The sequence below is a fragment of the Xanthomonas sp. SHU 166 genome, from assembly GCF_000364685.1.
Lineage (GTDB): Bacteria > Pseudomonadota > Gammaproteobacteria > Xanthomonadales > Xanthomonadaceae > Xanthomonas_A > Xanthomonas_A sontii.
Genome location: NZ_AQOJ01000982.1, coordinates 1 through 3,432 on the forward strand (window position 1 = coordinate 1; position 3,432 = coordinate 3,432).

At 72.6% G+C, this 3,432-nt stretch carries 3 protein-coding genes; 2 read left to right on the forward strand and 1 reads right to left on the reverse strand.

What is annotated here, in order from left to right:
- Together D180_RS21845 and tsaB are read left to right on the forward strand one after the other, a co-directional pair.
- A partial coding sequence (locus D180_RS21845) for an ATP-dependent DNA helicase (RefSeq protein ID WP_017914451.1) occupies positions 1-916 on the forward strand: 916 nt, incomplete at its 5' end.
- Positions 917-977: 61 nt separating this feature from the next.
- Positions 978-1,682 carry a tRNA (adenosine(37)-N6)-threonylcarbamoyltransferase complex dimerization subunit type 1 TsaB gene (gene tsaB, locus D180_RS21850; RefSeq protein ID WP_017914452.1) on the forward strand — a complete coding sequence of 235 codons (705 nt, stop codon included), beginning with the start codon at positions 978-980 and terminating at the stop codon, positions 1,680-1,682.
- Positions 1,683-1,707: 25 nt separating this feature from the next.
- Here the strand turns inward: tsaB and D180_RS21855 are convergent.
- Positions 1,708-3,432: pyridoxamine 5'-phosphate oxidase family protein (locus D180_RS21855; RefSeq protein WP_017914453.1), on the reverse strand; the 1,725-nt coding region annotated here is incomplete at its 5' end.

Consider the following 3,432-nt stretch of genomic DNA (forward strand, 5'->3'; position numbering starts at 1 on the left):
GGATTTCGAGGCCGAGCCGGAAGCGGACGCGCCGTCCAACGACGTGCTGTGGTACGAACTGACCCCGCGCGGCTTCCGCTGCCAGCGCACGCCGCTGGACGTGTCCGGGCCGCTGCGCGCGCACCGCGAGGCCTCGCACGCGGCCTGGGTGTTCACCTCGGCGACGCTGGCGGTGAAGGGCGAGTTCGAGCACATCGCCACCCGCCTGGGCCTGCGCGATCCGATGACCTTGCTGCAGCCCAGCCCGTTCGACTGGGCGCGGCAGGCGCTGTGCTACCTGCCGGCGCTGCCCGATCCCGCCGCGCGCGGCTTCGGCACCGCATTGATCGCCGCGTTGCAGCCGGTGCTGGAGGCCTCGCAGGGCCGCGCCTTCCTGCTGTTCGCCTCGCACCGCGCGCTGCGCGAGGCGGCCGAGGCGCTGCGCGACGGGCCCTGGCCGCTGTTCGTGCAGGGCGAGGCGCCGCGCGCGACCTTGCTCGAGCGCTTCCGCGCCTCCGGCAACGGCGTGCTGCTCGGCTCGGCCAGTTTCCGCGAGGGCGTGGACGTGGTCGGCGATGCGCTGAGCGTGGTGGTGATCGACAAGCTGCCGTTCGCCGCGCCCGACGATCCGGTGTTCGAAGCACGCCTGGAGGCGATCCGCCGCGACGGCGGCAACCCGTTCCGCGAGGAGCAGTTGCCGCAGGCGGTGATCGCGCTGAAGCAGGGCGTGGGCCGGCTGATCCGCAGCGAGCGCGACCGCGGCGTGCTGGTGCTGTGCGACCCGCGCCTGCTGTCCAAGTCCTATGGCCGCACCTTTCTGGAGTCGCTGCCGCCGTTCGCCCGCACCCGCGACGTGGAGGACGTCCGCCAGTTCTTCGCCGCCGAAACCCCGGCGCTGGGCGATAATCCCGAGGCCGGCATGTCGCCATCCGACTAGCCGCCGCGCCGCTCCTGCTTTTGCGAATCCCCAATCCCGAATCCCCAATCCCGGCTCCCCAATGAATCTGCTCGCCTTCGAAACCTCCACCGAAGCCTGCTCCGTCGCCGTGCTGGTCGGCGACCGCGTGCTGGAGCGCTTCGACCTGGCGCCGCGGCGGCACGCCGAACTGGCGCTGCCCTGGGCCGAGCAATTGCTGGCCGAGGCCGGCATCGGCCGCCGCCAGCTCGATGCGGTGGCCTTCGGCCGCGGTCCCGGCGCGTTCACCGGCGTGCGTCTGGCGATCGCGGTCGCGCAGGGCATCGCCCTGGCCCTGGACCTGCCGGTACTGCCGGTGTCCACGCTGCAGGTGCTGGCGCTGCGCGCGCCGGCCGACGCGCCGCGGGTGCTGGCGGCGATCGATGCGCGCATGGGCGAGGTCTACACCGCGGCCTACGCGCGGCAGGCCGATGGCGGCCTGCAGGCGCTGACCCCGGAGCAGGTGCTGAGTCCGGAGGCCTTCGTGTTGCCGGAGCCGGATGCGGCCTGGGCCGCGGTCGGCACCGGGTTGGCGGCGGTCGATGGCACCTTGCAGCGCCGCTTCGGCGCGCACTGGCGCAGCGCCGATGCGCAGGCGCTGCCGCATGCCGCCGACGTGCTGACCCTGGCCGCGGCCGCATACGCGCGCGGAGAAGGCATCGCGCCGGAGCGCGCCGAACCGGCCTACCTGCGCGACAACGTCGCCCTGACCCTGGCCGAGCAGCAGGCGCAGCGGGCCGCACGGTGAGTGCGTGCGGCGTGCCGTCGGCGCGTCAGCGGTCGAGTACCAGCGGCGTGGCGCTTTCGTGCGCAGGCCTGGCGACGCACAGCAGCGCACAGCCTGGTTCGATCTGGGTGTCGGGCGGACGCAGGTAATGCACTGCGCCGGACAGCACGCGCGTCGCGCAGGTGCCGCAGGAACCGTAGCGGCAATCGGAGGGCGCAGCGATCCGCTGCGCTTCTGCCAGCTCCAGTAATGTGCCGGCGTCCGGGGTCCAGACCGCCTCGCGTCCCGAGCGCTGGAACCGCACGCGCACCCGTGGCGCATCTGCTGGCGCTGCGGGGTTCGTATCGCGGACGAGGCTCGATGGGCCGAATGCCTCGAAGCGGATGCGCGTGTCCGCCACGTTCAGCGCGCGCAATCCACGGTACATATCGCGCATGAAGTCTGGCGGTCCGCACAGGTAGAAGTCGTAATCGTCGAATGCCAGGATCCGCTGCAACCGCGCGATGCCGATGCGGCCGGCGCCGTGGCCGGCCGCTCGGCTGTCCAGGCAATGCAGCGACAGCCGCGCGTCGGCCGCGGCGAGCCGTGCCAGTGTGGCGGCGAACGGACGATCGGCGGCCTCGCGGGCGCCGTGCACGAAGATCAACCGCTGCCGCGAGGCGGTGTCGGCCAGCGCCTGGCGCAGCATCGCCAGCATCGGCGCGATGCCGATCCCGGCCGAGACGAACACCACCGGCCGCGGGCTGGCGGCATCGAAGACGAAATCGCCGCGCGGCATCTGCGCGTCCAGCGTCGTGCCGACCTGCGCATGGTCGTGCAGCCAGGCCGATGCCCGGCCCTGCCGTTTCACGGTGATCCGGTAGAGCGCGCCACCCGGCGCGTCGGACAGCGTGTAGTTGCGCACCGTCGGCGCGGCATTGCCGCAGATCGGGAAACGCAGCGTAAGGTGTTGGCCGGCTGCGTACGACGGCAGCGCGCCGCCGTCCTCTGCGGCGAAATGGAACGAGCGGATGGCACGCGCTTCGTCGACGATCCGCACGATCCGCAGCGGCCGCCAGGCGCGTTCGGCGGCAGGCGTCGACGCCGCGGCGAACTGCGCTGGGCGCTGCACCGCCGACCAGCGCCACGGCAACACGGCGCGCGTGTGGCGCACTTCGCGGAGATGGAAGCGCACCACGCGCTGCGCGCCCGCGAACGTCGCCAGTAGCGGCCCGTCCCAGACGATCTCCGCGCGGGCGGCCAGGTACAGCAGGTCGCCGCGTTCGAAGTCGATGAACAGCAGCCCCGCGCGCGGATCGTGCAACAGATTGCCGAGCGTATTGAAGTAGCGGTTGCCGCTGAAATCCGGCGTGGTCAGGGTGCGCGCATCGTCGACGCGCACGAAGCCGGGCAGGCCGCCGCGGTGCGACACGTCCACGCCGCGCGCGGCGCCGGCATCCTCCGAGGTGTTCGCGCTGGCGATGAAGAAGGTATCGCAGCGCGCGAGCAGCGCGCATTGCGCATCGCTCAGACGCGCCGACACGGCAGTCGCGGTATGCGCGTGGACCTCGCCTGCGGCGAACGTCGGGCTGCGGCTGTTGATGTACTGTGGGCAGTTACCGAAGCTCTGCTCCACCGCGACCGTCAGCGTGTCGCCATCGACTGCGCTGACGCTGCCGTTGACGCGATTGCGTCGTCGCGTTTCGAGCGCGATGCCCAGGCCGCCGAACGGCGCGCCCGGCCGCCAGGTGCCGGCCAGCGGGTCGCCGGGCAGGGGCGGCGCGGCGATGCA